At 57.0% G+C, this 15,931-nt stretch carries 15 protein-coding genes; 2 read left to right on the top strand and 13 right to left on the bottom strand.

Annotated elements, in window-relative coordinates; genetic code table 11:
* The 10 genes from ugpE to livK form a co-directional block, all read right to left on the bottom strand.
* Complete coding sequence (gene ugpE / locus HMPREF1024_RS12110) at positions 1-846, bottom strand: sn-glycerol-3-phosphate ABC transporter permease UgpE (RefSeq protein WP_004185988.1); 846 nt, start codon at positions 844-846, stop codon at positions 1-3.
* On the bottom strand, positions 843-1,730 hold the full coding sequence (ugpA, locus tag HMPREF1024_RS12105; RefSeq protein WP_002920792.1) for a sn-glycerol-3-phosphate ABC transporter permease UgpA: 888 nt from the start codon (positions 1,728-1,730) through the stop codon (positions 843-845). The genes ugpE and ugpA overlap by 4 nt, the downstream gene beginning before the upstream one ends.
* A 106-nt stretch (positions 1,731-1,836) precedes the next feature.
* Entirely contained in the window at positions 1,837-3,153 is a 1,317-nt protein-coding gene (gene ugpB, locus HMPREF1024_RS12100) for a sn-glycerol-3-phosphate ABC transporter substrate-binding protein UgpB (RefSeq protein ID WP_002920796.1), read from the bottom strand.
* Positions 3,154-3,425: 272 nt separating this feature from the next.
* Complete coding sequence (locus HMPREF1024_RS12095) at positions 3,426-3,794, bottom strand: type II toxin-antitoxin system death-on-curing family toxin (protein ID WP_002920800.1); 369 nt, start codon at positions 3,792-3,794, stop codon at positions 3,426-3,428.
* The gene (locus HMPREF1024_RS12090; protein ID WP_004174006.1) at positions 3,791-4,012 is read right to left on the bottom strand and encodes a type II toxin-antitoxin system Phd/YefM family antitoxin; all 222 of its coding nucleotides are present in this window, start codon (positions 4,010-4,012) and stop codon (positions 3,791-3,793) included. Before HMPREF1024_RS12090 ends, HMPREF1024_RS12095 begins: the two co-directional genes overlap by 4 nt.
* A gap of 163 nt (positions 4,013-4,175) precedes the next feature.
* Complete coding sequence (gene livF / locus HMPREF1024_RS12085) at positions 4,176-4,889, bottom strand: high-affinity branched-chain amino acid ABC transporter ATP-binding protein LivF (protein ID WP_004145133.1); 714 nt, start codon at positions 4,887-4,889, stop codon at positions 4,176-4,178.
* A gap of 1 nt (position 4,890) precedes the next feature.
* Positions 4,891-5,658, bottom strand: coding sequence for a high-affinity branched-chain amino acid ABC transporter ATP-binding protein LivG (gene livG / locus HMPREF1024_RS12080; RefSeq protein WP_002920803.1), 768 nt, complete (start codon positions 5,656-5,658; stop codon positions 4,891-4,893).
* Entirely contained in the window at positions 5,655-6,932 is a 1,278-nt protein-coding gene (gene livM, locus HMPREF1024_RS12075; protein ID WP_004174005.1) for a branched chain amino acid ABC transporter permease LivM, read from the bottom strand. Before livM ends, livG begins: the two co-directional genes overlap by 4 nt.
* Complete coding sequence (gene livH / locus HMPREF1024_RS12070; RefSeq protein ID WP_002920807.1) at positions 6,929-7,855, bottom strand: high-affinity branched-chain amino acid ABC transporter permease LivH; 927 nt, start codon at positions 7,853-7,855, stop codon at positions 6,929-6,931. The genes livM and livH overlap by 4 nt, the downstream gene beginning before the upstream one ends.
* Before the next feature lie 61 nt (positions 7,856-7,916).
* A complete protein-coding gene (gene livK, locus HMPREF1024_RS12065) occupies positions 7,917-9,026 on the bottom strand; it encodes a high-affinity branched-chain amino acid ABC transporter substrate-binding protein LivK (protein WP_002920808.1) in 1,110 nt (369 codons plus the stop codon).
* Between the two features lie 422 nt (positions 9,027-9,448).
* Here livK and panM point away from each other — a divergent pair, with 422 nt between their 5' ends.
* Positions 9,449-9,832 carry an aspartate 1-decarboxylase autocleavage activator PanM gene (gene panM / locus HMPREF1024_RS12060; RefSeq protein ID WP_002920810.1) on the top strand — a complete coding sequence of 128 codons (384 nt, stop codon included), beginning with the start codon at positions 9,449-9,451 and terminating at the stop codon, positions 9,830-9,832.
* Between the two features lie 643 nt (positions 9,833-10,475).
* Here the strand turns inward: panM and livJ are convergent.
* Both livJ and HMPREF1024_RS12050 read right to left on the bottom strand, forming a co-directional pair.
* Positions 10,476-11,579, bottom strand: coding sequence for a branched chain amino acid ABC transporter substrate-binding protein LivJ (gene livJ / locus HMPREF1024_RS12055; protein WP_002920812.1), 1,104 nt, complete (start codon positions 11,577-11,579; stop codon positions 10,476-10,478).
* A 257-nt stretch (positions 11,580-11,836) separates the two neighbouring features.
* Positions 11,837-13,081, bottom strand: coding sequence for an aromatic amino acid transport family protein (locus HMPREF1024_RS12050; RefSeq protein ID WP_004150081.1), 1,245 nt, complete (start codon positions 13,079-13,081; stop codon positions 11,837-11,839).
* Positions 13,082-13,154: 73 nt separating this feature from the next.
* On the opposite strand from HMPREF1024_RS12050, the gene HMPREF1024_RS12045 reads away from it, so the two are divergent.
* On the top strand, positions 13,155-14,159 hold the full coding sequence (locus HMPREF1024_RS12045; RefSeq protein WP_000427620.1) for an IS110-like element IS4321 family transposase: 1,005 nt from the start codon (positions 13,155-13,157) through the stop codon (positions 14,157-14,159).
* A gap of 396 nt (positions 14,160-14,555) precedes the next feature.
* On the opposite strand, the gene HMPREF1024_RS12040 is transcribed toward HMPREF1024_RS12045, so the two are convergent.
* Positions 14,556-15,821, bottom strand: coding sequence for a 4-aminobutyrate--2-oxoglutarate transaminase (locus HMPREF1024_RS12040; RefSeq protein WP_004181475.1), 1,266 nt, complete (start codon positions 15,819-15,821; stop codon positions 14,556-14,558).
* Between the last annotated feature and the right edge of the window lie 110 nt (positions 15,822-15,931).

Genomic DNA, 15,931 nt, shown 5'->3' on the forward strand with positions numbered 1-15,931 from the left:
TTATTTCTCACTATCGACCAGGCCGCGCACAAACGCGCGCTGCATGGCTAAAACGATGACGACCGGCGGGATCAGGGTCAGCAGCATCGCCGCCATCACCTGATTCCACTGGGTAGTACCTTCGCCGGTGGCGATCATGCCTTTAATACCGGCGACGGCGGTGCCAAGATTCACATCCTGAATAATCAGCAACGGCCACAGATACTGGTTCCAGCCGTAGATAAAGGTGATGACGAACAGCGCGGCGAGGTTGGTTTTCGACAGCGGCAGCACGATGTCGCGAAAGAAGCGCATCGGCGAAGCGCCATCGATACGCGCCGCTTCAATCAGCTCGTCCGGCAGGGTCATAAAGAACTGGCGGAACAGGAAGGTGGCGGTGGCCGAAGCCATCAACGGCAGCGTTAACCCGGCATAGCTGTCGAGCATGTTGAGGTTGGCGATCACCTCCACCGTCGGGAAAATACGCACCTCGACCGGCAGCATCAGGGTGATAAAGATCATCCAGAAGAACAGGTTACGCAGCGGAAAGCGGAACCAGACGATGGCGAACGCCGAAAGCATCGACACCACGATTTTGCCGACCGTAATGGCGAACGCCATGATGAAACTGTTGAGCATCATCAGCCAGAACGGCGCGCTGTTGACGCCGACGCCGTTCACCCAGATGGTCTTCATGTTCTCCAGCAGATGTCCGCCGGGAAGCAGCGTCATCGGCGTTTCAAATACCGATTTGTTATCCAGCGTCGCCGCCACGAAGGCGACGTACAGCGGGAATAAAATGACGGCGATACCCAGGATCAGCATGGTGTGGCTGAAAATCGTCAGCCCGCGACGGTTCTCAATCATTGGTAACGCACCTTACTTTCAACGTAACGGAACTGCACCACCGTCAGGATAATGACGAGGAACATCAGCACCACCGATTGCGCGGCGGAAGCGGATAGATCGAGCCCGGCGAAACCTTCGCGATAGATTTTGTAGATCAGAGTGGTGGTCGCCTGCACCGGGCCGCCAGCGGTGGCGGCATCGATCACCGGGAAGGTGTCGAAGAAGGCATAAACCAGGTTGACCACCAGCAGGAAGAAACTCACCGGCGCAATCAGCGGCAGCGCCAGCTTAAAGAAGCGACGAATCGGCCCGGCGCCGTCGATGGCGGCGGCCTCAACCAGCGAACGCGGAATCGACTGCAGCGCGGCGAAGAAGAACAGGAAGTTGTAGCTTATCTGCTTCCACACCGAGGCGAAGACCACCAGAAACATCGCCTGGCCGCTGTTCTGCGCATGGTTCCAGTCATAGCCCAGCTCGCCGAGGAAATGGGTGATCAGCCCGCGCCCGGGGTTAAAGAGGAAGATCCACAGCACCGCCGCGACGGCGGGGGCCACGGCGTACGGCAGCAGCATCAGCGTTTGATAAAAGCGGCTGCCGCGCACCACATAGTCGACCAGCGCGGCGAAAAACAGCGAAATGAGCAGGCCGCTGACGGTCACCAGGGCGCTAAATTTTATGGTGGTCCAGAACGAGTCCAGGTAGTACGGATCGTGGAACAGCGCAACGAAGTTATCCAGGCCGACGAACTGGCTGGAAAGGCCAAAGGGATCGACGCTCTGCAGCGAGTACCACAGCGCTTCGCCTGCGGGCCAGATAAAGAAAATCAACGTGATAATCAGCTGCGGCGCGACCAGCACATAGGGCAGCCAGCGCGAGCGGAATACCGGACGGGATGATGACATTGAGATTGGGTTCCTGAACAATGCCGGGTGGCGGCTACGCCTTACCCGGCCTACATAGGGCACATCGTAGGCCCGGTAAGCGCAGCGCCACCGGGCAAGTTACACATTACGATTTGGTCGCTTGCTCGAAGCGACGCAGCAGCTGGTTCCCGCGCTGCACGGCGGAATCCAGCGCCTGCTGCGGGGTTTTCTTGCCGGTCCACACGCTCTCCAGCTCTTCATCGACGATGGTGCGGATTTGCGGCATGTTGCCCAGGCGCAGACCTTTGGTGAACGGCAACGGCGGCTTGTTCAGCATCTGGCGGGTAGCGATATCGGCGCCCGGGTTCTTATCATAGAAGCCCTGCTGACGCGTCAGATCGTAGGCCGCGGTAGTGATCGGCAGGTAGCCGGTTTTCTGGTGCCACTCGGCGGCGTTTTCCGGTTTGGTCAGGAAGTCGAGGAACTTCGCTACGCCGGTGTAGGTCTCTTTGTCTTTGCCCTGCATCACCCACAGGCTGGCCCCGCCGATGATGGCGTTCTGCGGCGCGCCTTTCACGTCGGCATCGTAAGGCATCATGCCGACGCCGTAGTTAAATTTGGCGTACTGGCGGATATCGGCCAGCGATCCGGACGAGGCAGTGGTAATGGCGCAGTCGCCGTTATAGAACTTTTCGGTAGACTCGTCTTTACGCCCGAAGTAGCTGAAATCGCCCTTCTTGTTCATCTCTTCGAGCAGCGCGATATGCTTCACCTGCTCCGGCTTGTTGAACTCAAGAACCGCGTCGGTACCGTCGAAGCCGTTATTCTTCGTGGCCACCGGCAGACCGTGCCAGGCGCTGAAGTTTTCAATCTGGATCCAGCCCTGCCAGCCGCTGGCGTAGCCGCACTTCATCCCGGCGGCTTTCAGCTTCGCGGTATAGGCCGCCAGATCCTGCCAGGTCTTCGGCGGCTGATCCGGATCTAAGCCGGCTTTTTTGAAGGCGTCTTTGTTGTAGTAGAGCACCGGGGTAGAGCTGTTAAACGGCTGGGAGAGCAGATGGCCGGTTTTCGAATCGGTGTAATACCCGGCCACCGTCGGTACGAACTGCGATTCATCAAACTTGATGCCCGCCTCGCTAAACACCTGGTAGACCGGCTTAATGGCTTTTGACGCCATCATGGTGGCGGTGCCGACTTCATACACCTGCAGGATAGCCGGCGCGTTGCCGGTACGGAAGGCGGCGATACCGGCGCTCAGGCTCTGCTCGTAGTTGCCTTTGTATACCGGAACGATTTTGTAATCAGGATTGGCCGCGTTAAAGCGTTGCGCCAGAGAATCCACTTCTTTACCCAGCTCGCCTTCCATTGAGTGCCAGAATGGGATGGTGGTAACCGCCAGGGCCTGACCGGCAAAAGCCAGGCTCAGCGCCAGTCCTAAAGCTGTATGTCGTAACGATATCATCGGTTATCTCTCTTGTTGTGCCGGATGCGCGATTTCACGCGTTTTATGCTCGCGGGGTAACATGACATGTTCGAATTACAGAAAAATAACTTTTTTATTACAAAAAAAAGATAGTAACGGGTCAGAGAGATGACAAGCCGATGAAAGGACGGGGGAAGTAAAGTGGGAGCTGAGACACGGATAATATTCGTGCGGTCGGCTCCCGGGGTCGGCGCAAGCGCCTCGCCCGGGCTACAAACCGGCGAAGCCGCCGGGTTGCAACGAGTTAACCGTCATCCACGCAAACGCGCGACAATCTGTTCCAGGGTAAGTTGCCCTGCTGCTGCCTCGACGGTCATGCCGACGAAGTCTGGATTCGCTGGCAATATAATTCCATTTCGCTTTAAAAAAAGCAGGGTGATAAACAGTGCCGTACGCTTATTACCATCATTAAATATATGACCGCGAGAAATCGCCAGCAGATGCATCGCAGCGAGTCGCCACACGTCTGTCACACCTTCATATTCAATTTTGTTTAGCACCCTATACATTATCGCTTCGGCACGCCCCGGATCGGGCATACCGGCAACGCCAGGCGTGACGCGGAGCAGCCTGTCGTGAAACTGTATTATCTCTTCCGCTGAGATAATCTGCAGCGTCATTTATCCGCAAGCTCCCTGATCTCATCACCATGAACCGCCATGATAGCCGCGAACTCATCATCCATTCTGGCCGCCTGGTAGCGTTCAAACTCTTCTGCACTAATGATGACTGCAGATTTATGCCCACGACGGGTAATGGTCACAGGTACACCTGTCACTGCGCTTTCCAGCACATCGGCCAGATTTTGCCGGGCTTCGCTATAGTTAACCGTTCTCATAAAAACCTCCAAAGCTGTACTCTTTTATTGTACAACATACATGTACAAAAAAAGAGCCAACAGGCTCTTTTAAATGTATTCGTGCGATCGGCTCCCGGGGTCGGCGCAAGCGCCTCGCCCGGGCTACAAACCGGCGAAATGAACGACGCCGGGTTGCGATGAATTAACCGCCAAGATAGGCGCTGCGCACCGCCTCGTTGGCCAACAGCGCGTCGCCGGTGTCCTCCAGCACCACGTGGCCGTTCTCCAGCACATAGCCGCGGTCGGCCAGCTTCAGCGCCTGGTTGGCGTTCTGCTCAACCAGGAAGATCGTCATCCCTTGCTCGCGCAGCTGCTCGATGGTGTCGAAAATCTGCTGAATGATAATCGGCGCCAGCCCCAGCGACGGTTCATCCAGCAGCAGCAGGCGCGGTTGGCTCATCAGGGCGCGACCGATCGCCAGCATCTGCTGCTCGCCGCCGGACATGGTGCCGGCGCGCTGAATACGGCGTTCATGCAGACGCGGGAACAGCTCATACACCCATTTGATGCGGGTCTGGAACTGATCGCGGTCGGCAAAAAAACCGCCCATCGCCAGGTTCTCTTCCACCGTCATACGCGAAAAGACGCGCCGCCCTTCCGGAACGATCGCCACCGCCTCGCGCATGATCTTCGCGGTTTGCCAGTCGGTAATATCCTTACCGTCAAAGACAATGCGCCCGCTGGAGGCGCGCGGGTCGCCGCACAGCGTGCCAAGCAGGGTGGTTTTCCCCGCGCCGTTGGCGCCGATAAGCGTGACGATCTCGCCCTGTTTGATATGCAGGCTGACGTTGTGCAGCGCCTGAATCTTGCCGTAGTGGGCGCTGACGTTGTCAAAAGTTAACATCGCGTTTTCCATCTTATGCCTCACCAAGGTATGCGCGGATCACGTCCGGGTTATTACGAATCTCTTCCGGCGTCCCGTTGGCCAGCGGTGTTCCCTGGTTCACGACGTAGATGCGATCGGAAATGCCCATCACCAGCTTCATATCGTGTTCGATAAGCAGGATGGTGGTGTTGTGATGGTTACGCAGCTCGGCGATAAGCTCGTCCAGCTCTTTGGTCTCTTTCGGGTTCAGCCCCGCCGCCGGTTCATCGAGCATCAGAATTTCCGGCTGGGTCACCATGCAGCGGGCAATCTCCAGCCGACGCTGGTCGCCGTAGGCCAGGTTGCTGGCCTGACGGTTGGCATGCTCCAGCAGGCCGATACGCTCCAGCCAGGTGGCGGCCCTGTCCAGCGCTTCGCTCTGCGCCCGACGGAAGGCCGGCGTTTTCAGCAGGCCGGAGAAGAGCCCGGTTTTCAGCTGCTGATGCTGCGCCACCAGCAGGTTTTCAATCACCGTCATTTCGCGGAACAGGCGCACGTGCTGGAAGGTCCGCACCACGCCCATCCGCGCAATCTGCTGACCCGGCAGCCCTTCCAGGTGCTGGTCGCGCAGCAGAATAGTGCCGCCGGTGGGCTTGTAAAAACCGGTCAGGCAGTTAAAGACGGTGGTCTTCCCGGCGCCGTTGGGGCCGATCAGCGAGACGATCTCGCGCTCTCTGAGCTCCAGCGACACATTGTTGACGGCCAGCAGACCGCCGAAACGCATCATCAGGCCGCTAACGGATAATAATGGCTGACTCATGCCTGCTCTCCTTTCGCCTGACCGTTTTTCAGCTTCAACTGCACGCGCGTCATTGGCAGAAGCCCCTGCGGACGCCAGATCATCATCAGCACCATCAGGCCGCCGAGCATTAACATGCTGTATTCGTTGAAGTCACGCATCAACTCGCGCGAGACCACCAGCAGAATAGCCGCGAGGATCACCGCGAACTGCGAGCCCATCCCGCCCAGCACGACGATCGCCAGCACAAAGGCTGACTCGGCGAAGGTAAAGGATTCCGGGCTGACGAAGCCCTGGCGCGCGGCGAACAGCGTGCCGGCGAAGCCAGCAAACGCGGCGCTGATGGTAAAGGCGGTCAGCTTGATGCGCGTCGGGCTCAGGCCCAGCGAACGACAGGCGATCTCATCTTCACGCAGCGCTTCCCATGCCCGGCCCAGCGGCATTCGCAGCAGGCGGTTGATGACGAACAGGCTGAGCACTACCAGCAGCAACGCCACCAGGTAGAGGAAAATCACCCGGTCGGAGGGATCGTATTTGACGCCGAAGAAGTTGCTGAAGGTATCCCAGCCGCCTTCGCGGGCGCTGCGGCTAAATTCGAGGCCAAAGAAGGTCGGTTTCGGGATCTGGCTGATGCCGTTCGGCCCGCCGGTGATCTCGGTATTGTTGAGCAGCAGAATGCGCACGATCTCGCCGAAGCCTAAGGTCACAATCGCCAGGTAGTCGCCGCGCAAACGCAATACCGGGAAGCCCAGCAGGAAACCGGCCGCCGCGGAGACCAGGCCGGCCAGCGGGAGACAGGTCCAGAAGCCGAGACCATAATAGTGGTTCAGCAGCGCAAAGGTATACGCGCCGATGGCATAGAACCCGCCGTAGCCCAGCACCAGCAGGCCGGAAAGGCCGACCACCACGTTCAACCCGAGGCCGAGGATGATATAGATCATCGTCAGGGTGGCGATATCCACCGTGCCGCGCGACACCATAAACGGCCAGGCCACGGCAATCACCAGCAGGGCGATCAGGAACAGCTTCTGCTTCACCGTCGACCCGTCAATCGCCGGCATAATAAATTTCGGCCCGGAGACGTTCTTAACCGCTTTCTGGAACAGCGGCCGCAGCAGCTGGAAGAAAAAGACCACCGCGGTACCGATGAAGATCCACTGCCAGCGAATATCGGCGGCGGTATCGACCACCAGTTTGGTGCCGTTCAGCTCCAGCTGCACGCCCATAAAGACGCCCGCCAGAATGAAGAACATCACGGCAGAGAGCAGCGCCATTGCAATTTGCATCGGTTTCATACTTTTTCCACCTCCGGGCGGCCCAGAATGCCGGTCGGCATCACTAACAGCACCAGAATCAGCAGTGCGAAGGAAACGACGTCCTTATATTCGGTGCTGAGATAGGCGGAAGAGAGCGCCTCGGCAATACCCAGGATCAGGCCGCCGATCATCGCGCCAGGGATGCTGCCGATCCCGCCGAGCACGGCGGCGGTGAACGCCTTCATCCCGGCCATAAAGCCGATGTAGGGGTTAATCACGCCGTAGAACTGCCCCAGCAGTACGCCGGCCACCGCCGCCATCGCTGCGCCGATGACAAAGGTCAGGGCAATGACGCGGTCGGTGTTAATCCCGAGCAGGCTGGCCATTTTCAGATCTTCCGCGCAGGCGCGGCAGGCGCGCCCCATCCGCGAGTAGCGAATAAACAGCGTCAGGGCCAGCATGGCGATAAAGGTCACCACCCAGATCACCAGTTGCATGGTGGTGATCGTCGCGGAGAAGCTGTCGCTGTGGCCGACGACCCACTGGCCGTTAAACAAGCTCGGCAGCGCCACGTCGCGGGAGCCCTGGGTCAGGCTGACGTAGTTCTGCAGGAAGATAGACATCCCGATGGCGGAGATCAGCGCAATCAGGCGCTTGGAGTTACGCACCGGCCGATAGGCCACGCGCTCAATGCTCCAGCCGTAGGCGCTGGCAATCACAATGGCGCCCACGAATCCGGCGGCGACCAGCAGCCAGCTAGTGTCAATGCCCATCATCATCAGCGCGGCGATGATCATGAAGGAGACATAGCTGCCAATCATATAGACCTCGCCGTGGGCGAAGTTGATCATGCCGATAATGCCGTATACCATCGTATAGCCGATGGCGATCAGCGCATAGGTACTGCCCAGCGTGACGCCGTTAAACATCTGCTGCAGAAAATAGAGAAACTGCTCGGACATAAGGTAACCTTTTTCAAACCGCCCGCGGTTCGCGGGCGGAGGGATAACTCGTCTTCAGCGCTTATTTCGCCGCGCTCGAAGAGCCGTCGGCGTGCCACTGGAAGACACCAAACTCAAATCCCTTCAGATCGCCTTTTTCATCCCAGGTCAGCGGCCCAATCACGGTTTTCGCCCCGTGCGCTTTCAAATCTTTGATTAAATCCAGCGGCTGCTGGCTGCCGGTTCTGTCCATCGCCTGCGCCAGCGACTGAACGGCGGCATAGGTGATCCAGACGTACGGTCCGCTCGGATCTTTCTTCTCCGCTTTCAGCGCGTTGACGATGGCGCTGTTGGCAGGGTCCTGATCGTAGCGTTTTGGCATTGTCACCAGCATGCCTTCCGCCGCGGCGCCCGCGATATTGGACAGCGAGGCGTTGCCGACCCCTTCCGGCCCCATAAACACGGTTTTCAACCCGACGGAGCGCGCCTGGCGCAGCATCTGGCCCATTTCCGGGTAGTAGCCGCCGTAGTAGACGAAGTCGATGTTCTCTTTCTTCAGGCGCGCCAGCAGGGCGGAGAAATCTTTTTCCCCCGCGGTGATGCCATCGAAGAAGACGATGTTGGCCCCGGCTTTCTTCAGGTTGTCCTGCACCGAACGCGCCAGCCCTTCGCCGTACTGCTGCTTGTCATGAATGATGGCGATACGCTGCGGTTTCACTTTCTCGACGATATATTTCGCCGCGGTCGGCCCCTGCGAGGAGTCGAGGCCGGCGGTACGCATGATGTACTGGTATCCGCGCTGGGTCAGCTCCGGGTTGGTCGCCCCGGGGGAGATCATCAGGATGCCTTCATCCTCATAGATGTCGGAAGCCGGCTGGGTGGAAGAGGAGCACAGGTGGCCGATAACGTACTGAATGCCGTCGTTGACGATTTTGTTGGCCACCGCGACCGCTTGCTTCGGATCGCAGGCGTCGTCATATTCGACGGCCACCAGCTTGTCGCCCTTAATGCCGCCGCTGGCGTTGATGTCTTTAATCGCCTGACGCGCGCCATTGAACTCCATGTCGCCCCACTGGGCCACTGGACCCGACATCGCGCCGACCACGGCGACCTTAATATCCTTGGCCATCGCCGCGTGCGACATCGCTAATGCGACAATGCCCGCGACGATGGTTTTCGCGTTCCTTTTCATGCTGCAGAACCCCGTTCGTGATGTGGTGTAAATGTTTTGTATTTTTATGGTTAAAAAGCATTCTGTGCTTTTATTAAACAACGCCATTTTTACCATTGAGTTTAATGGTTTAGCGCAGTTTTTCACTAAAAAACAGATTAAAACCTCTATTTTTCAGTCGATTAAGCAAAGATAATATTCTGTATTTTGGTGAAGATAAACAAAAAAAGTCCATCCTGCAGCATAAAATAACGATACATAAGGCGGAATAAAACGCTGCACATTAGGTTAAAATTCTGCTTATTTTTCGATCCATGACGGATTGCGCTACCCTGACAACGCCAGGAAAACGAATCCCCTGATGTACGCGCAAAAAACAGCGCTCCGCCAGACAGCAATTTTGGGTACACTGGCGCCTCTGTTTTGCACTGGATTTGCCGCCCATGAAACTGACCATTATCCGTTTACAGCACTTCAGCGATCAGGATCGCATTGATCTGGGGAAAATCTGGCCGTCGCAGGATCTGTCGACGCTGACCCTTGATGAAAACCATCGTCTCTACGCCGCCCGCTTTAACGAGCGCCTGCTGGGCGCCGTGCGCGTTACCCTGCGCGGCGTCGAAGGTGAGCTCAGCGATCTGTGCGTGCGTGAAGTGACCCGCCGCCGCGGCGTCGGACAATACTTAGTGGAAGAGACATTGCGTGATAACCCGGCGATCAATAGCTGGCGCGTCGCCGACCATGGGGTGGAGGACCGCGGCGTGATGGCGGCCTTTATGCAGGCGCTCGGCTTTAGCGCCCAGCAGAATGGTTGGGAAAAGCATTAAGCCGTAGCCCCAATAAGCGGAGCATGACCAAGGAAGAACCCGGCGGCGCTTCGCTTAGCCGGGCTACCTGGCGACTGTAGCCCCGGTAAGCGCAGCGCGACCGGAGTCAGACAACGCATTTGCGGCGTGAAAGGCGCCCCCCATTTAACCCAGCATTTCGCGTTGCAAAAAGGCGTCAAGACCCGACATCCCCGGGAGCTTACATCAGTAAGTGACCGGGGTTGAGGGCCGCAGACAACGCATTTGCAGCGTGAAAGTCCCCCACCCATTTATCCCAGCATTTCGCGTTGCAAAAAGGCGTCAAGAGCCGAAATCCCCGGGAGCTTACATTAGTAAGTTACCGGGGTTGAGGGCCGCAGACAACGCATTTGCAGCGTGAAAGGCGCCCCCCATTTAACCCAGCATTTCGCGTTGCAAAAAGGCGTCAAGACCCGACATCCCCGGGAGCTTACATCAGTAAGTGACCGGGGTTGAGAGCCGCAGACAACGCATCGGCAGCGTGAAAGGCCCCCACCCATTTAACCCAGCATTTCGCGTTACAAAAAGGCGTCAAGACCCGAAATCCCCGGAAGATTACATCAGTAAGTGACCGGGGTTGAGGGCCGCAGACAACGCATTTGCAGCGTGAAAGGCGCCGGTTAAATTATTTGGCGTCGGTCGCCGTACCATTAGCATGCCAGGTAAAGACCCCGAACTCGAAGCCTTTCAGGTCGCCTTTCTGATCCCACGACAGCGGGCCCATCACGGTGTCTACTGTCGCGCCTTTCAGGTATTTAGCGATTTCCGCCGGATCGTCAGACTGATTCAGGCCTGCCTGCAGCGACTGCAGCGCCGCGTAGGTGGTCCACACGAAGGCGCCGCTCGGATCCTGTTTCTTCGCCTTGATCGCATCCACGATCGGTTTGTTCGCCGGCACCTGGTCGTAGTTCTTCGGCTTGGTTACCAGCAGGCCTTCCGCCGACTCGCCGGCGATGTTAGACAGGGAGACGTTCGCTACGCCTTCCGGGCCCATAAACTGGGTTTTCAGACCGGCGGCGCGCGCCTGACGCAGGATCTGGCCCATTTCCGGGTGATAGCCGCCGTAGTAGACGAAATCGATATTCTCTTTCTTCAGGCGCGCCACCAGGGTGGAGAAATCTTTCTCACCGGCGGTGATCCCGTCGAAGAAGACCACGTTCGCCCCGCCTTTTTTCAGGCCATCCTGCACCGCACGGGCCAAACCTTCGCCGTACTGCTGTTTGTCATGTACCACTGCGATACGCTGCGGCTTCACTTTGTCGAGAATGTATTTCGCCGCGGTTGGCCCCTGATCGGAGTCCAGACCGGTGGTGCGCAGGATCAGCTTATAGCCGCGCGCCGTCAGTTCCGGAGCAGTCGCTGCCGGGGTAATCATCAGAATGCCTTCGTCTTCATAGATATCAGACGCCGGCTGAGTGGAAGAGGAACACAGGTGACCAATAACGTATTTGATGCCGTCGTTGACCACTTTGTTGGCTACCGCTACCGCCTGTTTCGGGTCGCAAGCGTCATCATATTTGACGATCTGCAGCTTATTGCCCTTGATGCCGCCCTTAGCGTTGATATCCGCTACCGCCTGCTCTGCGCCGGTAAACTCCTGGTCGCCGTACTGGGCCACCGGGCCGGACATCGCCCCGACTACCGCGATTTTGATATCTTCCGCCAGCGCCGCGCTGCTCATAACTAAGGCAATACATCCTGCCAGTAACGCTTTACCCTTCATATTCATCCTGAGGCTCCCCATTATTATGGTTTTTGCATTTGTTGTGATGTTGTTTATTAGCGCATTATTTTGTTTATACCGATAGGAAAAGCATATGATAGCTAATCAACCGGGGGCTGCCCGCGCTTTTGCAGCACACTATGCTAAACATACCGTCATTCTGAGGAATTTGAAACGACTAAATTGCGGGCTATGTAACAGATAAGTGACAAATAAAAAAACCGCGCCAGCATGAACCGGACGCGGTGCAAAACAGAGCCTGATTACCAGCCTGCGGGTAGGTAGCCCACCGCGGATGCTATCGCGTAGGCGGCGCTGCAAAGATACAACAACACAATGAAGCATTGGATAAGCGGATGGGTCATCCAGGCCGGACAGGTCCAGCCCGGGGTCAGATCGCCACGCTGGCGGGCGCCCTTGAGCATCAGGATCGGCATAATCGATAAAATGACGCCGCTGAACACCCCGGCAAAATAGAGCGCGTTGACGAAGGAGACCATGCCGCTATAGGCCAGTACGAACGGCGGGATCGCCACCACCAGCAGCACCATCAGGCGCCGGGCGGGCTGTTCGTCATTCCCCAGGCGGAACTGATCGAAGATATTGGTCAGGAAGCTGCCGCCCAGTCCCCAGTAGGAGGTCAGCATCGCGCACAGCGCAAACAGATTGGCTGAGAAGAAGGCCCATTCGCCAAGCGCCCGCCCCCAGGAGATGGTGGCCACATCCGAGATATTGTCCAGACCGTTAAGCGAGATCACCGACAACGGCACCAGCGCCAGCAGGGTAAAGGTCAGCGCCATGCCGACCATGATGGCTTTAGGCAATTTTTCCGGTTTGTCGGCGAAGCCCCGCGCCATCTCCGGCACGATATACTGTGCCGAGAAGCAGAATGCCACGACGTTGAAGACCGGAACCATATACAGCCAGTTGCCGTCGAGCAGATAGCCGACGCGGGTGGTCTCTTTCAACAGCGTGGCAATCACCAGCACCGAGATCATCACCACCATGCCGATGCTGATAAATTTCTCACCGCGGCCGATCGCCTTCAGCCCCAGGTAGAGTACCCCTGCCGCCGGAACGAAAAACAGCACGCTGCCCAGCGCCGGCGAGATGCCAAACAGGGAGTGCAGCAGCTTACCGCTGCCGGTCATATACGCCGTCAATGCCCCGACGCTATTGACGCAGACGGAGAGAAACATCATCAGCGCGCCAAAGCCGCCGACGTAGCGCTTCGATAATCCACTGAGCTGCAGATGTTTACGGGTGCGCAGCGTGGATTCCGCGACATAGAGCATGGTCACCGTGGTCAGACTACCCACCAGCACCAGCCAGAACAGCAGTGGTAAAAAGCCCGCTTTGCTTGACGCATAGGCGATAGAGAGGACGCCCGCGCCAATATTGGTACCGACAATCATCGATACCCCTTCGACGAAGCTCAGAGATTTTGCAGGGACAGCCGTACGTTCCCGGCCGGTGAGGACGGGAGAAAAGGTGGAGTTTTCAGACATAATACTTAATGAGATGGTCACTCCCTCCTTCCCGGTACTATGCTGAGGATAGGCTTTCATTCGGAGAACTATCATGGAAAACATTGCGCTCATTGGTATCGATCTGGGTAAAAACTCTTTCCATATTCATTGCCAAGATCGTCGCGGCAAGGCTGTTTACCGTAAAAAATTTACACGGCCAAAGTTAATCGAATTTTTGGCGACATGCCCCGCTACAACCATCGCAATGGAAGCCTGTGGTGGCTCTCACTTTATGGCACGCAAGTTGGAAGAGTTGGGGCATTTTCCTAAGCTGATATCACCACAATTTGTCCGTCCATTCGTTAAAAGTAACAAAAACGACTTTGTCGACGCCGAAGCTATTTGTGAAGCTGCATCGCGTCCGTCTATGCGTTTTGTACAGCCCAGAACTGAATCTCAGCAGGCAATGCGTGCGCTGCATCGTGTCCGTGAATCCTTGGTTCAGGATAAGGTAAAAACAACCAATCAGATGCATGCTTTTCTGCTGGAATTTGGCATCAGCGTTCCACGAGGAGCTGCCGTTATTAGCCGACTGAGTACCCTTCTTGAGGACAATAGTTTGCCTCTATACCTCAGCCAGTTATTGCTGAAATTACAACAGCATTATCACTATCTTGTTGAGCAGATTAAAGATTTGGAATCCCAGTTGAAACGAAAGTTGGACGAAGATGAGATTGGACAGCGCTTGCTGAGCATTCCCTGCGTCGGAACACTGACAGCGAGTACTATTTCAACTGAGATTGGCGACGGGAAGCAGTACGCCAGCAGTCGTGACTTTGCGGCGGCAACAGGGCTAGTGCCTCGACAGTACAGCACGGGAGGTCGGACGACATTGCTGGGAATTAGTAAGCGAGGTAACAAAAAGATCCGAACTTTGTTGGTTCAATGTGCCAGGGTATTCATACAAAAACTGGAACACCAGTCTGGCAAATTGGCCGATTGGGTCAGGGATCTACTGTGTAGGAAAAGCAACTTTGTCGTCACTTGTGCTCTGGCAAACAAGCTGGCCAGAATAGCCTGGGCCCTAACGGCACGACAGCAAACTTATGTAGCATAACGGAAGAAATACACCGGTTTAAAGAATCACTGATCTGGTTTTGCGAATACTGATATTGATGATACTAACGGCCCACCGGCCTGTTGAGGAACCTGTAAAACGGAAAGGCTCATTGAAGCCGTATATTTTCTGGAGGTTCATCAGGCGCGGAACTCATCGAGGCGCGGGAATAAAATCCCATTCAGACGCCGGATAGATTCAAGCAAGCCAATTTATCGTCAAAATCGGTGTTGCAAAAACGGGAGTGACCATAGATTCCGTTTTACTCCGGCGGTTGTCACCGCCGGAAAAAAGGTGATATCAGGGTGATAAACCACTCACGCTGAGCATAAACAGCCGGCTGCGGCGTCCTGTTTCTGTTCGGCTTCCCTGCCGCCGCAGCCCGCCGGGGAGACGTTAGCTCTTCAGTACGCGCGCCAGAATATCCAGCGCTTTCGAGAACTGGGCATCCGGGATAGTCAACGGATACAGGAAGCGGATCACGTTGCCGTAGACGCCACAGCTCAGCAGCAGCAGGCCGTTCTCCTGCGCTTTCTGTTGCACCTGGCGGGTGAATTCCGGCGAAGGTTCGCCTGTTTGCGGATCGTTAAACTCCACCGCCACCATCGACCCCCGGCCGCGGACATCCACGATCGCCGGGCAGGTAGCGCGCGCCTGGTTGAGCACTTCCTGCAGATGGCTACCCAGCTGCTCAGCGCGCTGACACAGCTGCTCTTCGGCAATCACATCCAGCACCGCGTGCGCCGCGGCCACCGCTAGCGGGTTACCGGCATAGGTTCCGCCCAGCCCGCCAGGCGCTGGCGCATCCATCACTTCGGCGCGACCGACAACGCCCGACAGCGGGAAACCGCCGGCGAGGCTTTTCGCCATCGTCATCAGATCCGGTTTCACCTCATAGTGCTGCATGGCGAACAGCTTGCCGGTGCGGGCGAAACCGGTCTGCACTTCATCGGCGATCAGCAGAATGCCGTGGGTATCGCACAGGTCGCGCAGCGCCTGCATGAAATCGGCCGGCGCGACGTTAAAGCCGCCTTCCCCCTGGATCGGCTCGAGGATGATGGCCGCGACCTGATCCGGCGCAATATCCGCTTTGAAAATGCGCTCCAGGCTTTTCAGCGCATCCGCGGTGGTCACGCCATGCGCCGCATTCGGGTAGACACCGTGATACACCGAGCCCGGGAATGGCCCGAAGCCGATTTTGTAGGGTGCGACCTTACCGGTGAGGGCCATGGTCATAAAGGTACGGCCGTGGAAACCGCCGCCGAAGGTAATCAGCCCCGGACGACCGGTGTAAGCGCGGGCGATTTTCACCGCGTTCTCGACCGCTTCCGCGCCGGTGGTGAAGAAAGCCGTTTTTGCCGGCCCGTCAATTGGCGCCAGATCGTTGATACGCTCCGCCAGCGAAACATAGCTTTCGTACGGCACAATCTGATAGGCGGTGTGGGTGAACGCCTGCAGCTGGTCGGCAACCGCGGCGACCACTTTCGGATGGCGGTGACCGGTATTTAACACGGCGATCCCGGCGGCGAAATCGATCACCTCATTGCCTTCGATATCCCACAGCGTGGCGTTTTCCGCCTTCTCGACAAAGTAGTTACACATTACGCCTACGCCGCGCGGCGTCGCCTGCTGGCGACGTTGATTCAGTTCTGAGCTTTTCACCTGCGAATCTCCTGTCGTGTATGTCACGTTATCGCAACAAATTAGAAACGATGTCGTTTATTTACACAGGAGTTGGCCCTATAATCGAGTACCAATTTTGAATATCTGAG

It is taken from the genome of Klebsiella sp. 4_1_44FAA (assembly GCF_000238715.1).
In the GTDB taxonomy this organism is placed as follows: Bacteria; Pseudomonadota; Gammaproteobacteria; order Enterobacterales; family Enterobacteriaceae; genus Klebsiella; species Klebsiella pneumoniae.

Bases quoted from the DNA above. Each gene is read 5' to 3' on its own strand.
- ugpE (WP_004185988.1), bottom strand. From the start codon at position 846: ATGATTGAGAACCGTCGCGGGCTGACGATTTTCAGCCACACCATGCTG.
- ugpA (WP_002920792.1), bottom strand. From the start codon at position 1,730: ATGTCATCATCCCGTCCGGTATTCCGCTCGCGCTGGCTGCCCTATGTG.
- ugpB (WP_002920796.1), bottom strand. From the start codon at position 3,153: ATGATATCGTTACGACATACAGCTTTAGGACTGGCGCTGAGCCTGGCT.
- HMPREF1024_RS12095 (WP_002920800.1), bottom strand. From the start codon at position 3,794: ATGACGCTGCAGATTATCTCAGCGGAAGAGATAATACAGTTTCACGAC.
- HMPREF1024_RS12090 (WP_004174006.1), bottom strand. From the start codon at position 4,012: ATGAGAACGGTTAACTATAGCGAAGCCCGGCAAAATCTGGCCGATGTG.
- livF (WP_004145133.1), bottom strand. From the start codon at position 4,889: ATGGAAAACGCGATGTTAACTTTTGACAACGTCAGCGCCCACTACGGC.
- livG (WP_002920803.1), bottom strand. From the start codon at position 5,658: ATGAGTCAGCCATTATTATCCGTTAGCGGCCTGATGATGCGTTTCGGC.
- livM (WP_004174005.1), bottom strand. From the start codon at position 6,932: ATGAAACCGATGCAAATTGCAATGGCGCTGCTCTCTGCCGTGATGTTC.
- livH (WP_002920807.1), bottom strand. From the start codon at position 7,855: ATGTCCGAGCAGTTTCTCTATTTTCTGCAGCAGATGTTTAACGGCGTC.
- livK (WP_002920808.1), bottom strand. From the start codon at position 9,026: ATGAAAAGGAACGCGAAAACCATCGTCGCGGGCATTGTCGCATTAGCG.
- panM (WP_002920810.1), top strand. From the start codon at position 9,449: ATGAAACTGACCATTATCCGTTTACAGCACTTCAGCGATCAGGATCGC.
- livJ (WP_002920812.1), bottom strand. From the start codon at position 11,579: ATGAATATGAAGGGTAAAGCGTTACTGGCAGGATGTATTGCCTTAGTT.
- HMPREF1024_RS12050 (WP_004150081.1), bottom strand. From the start codon at position 13,081: ATGTCTGAAAACTCCACCTTTTCTCCCGTCCTCACCGGCCGGGAACGT.
- HMPREF1024_RS12045 (WP_000427620.1), top strand. From the start codon at position 13,155: ATGGAAAACATTGCGCTCATTGGTATCGATCTGGGTAAAAACTCTTTC.